Raw genomic sequence first — 231 nt, forward strand, 5'->3', positions numbered from 1 at the left:
TGCTGGCCCGGTGCATGCGAGCCGGCAGGCGACTGCGCGGCAGGGATCTGCGAAGCGGCAGGTTGCTGCTGGCCCGGTGCATGCGAGCCGGCAGGCGACTGCGCGGCAGGGATCTGCGAAGCGGCAGGTTGCTGCTGGCCCGGTGCATGCGAGCCGGCAGGCGAGTGCGCGGCAGGGATCTGCGAAGCGGCAGGTTGCTGCGGAGCCGGGGGCTGATGCGGGGCCGACGCC

Origin of the sequence: Amycolatopsis sp. NPDC051106, from assembly GCF_040682775.1 — a bacterium.
Classification (GTDB): domain Bacteria; phylum Actinomycetota; class Actinomycetes; order Mycobacteriales; family Pseudonocardiaceae; genus Amycolatopsis.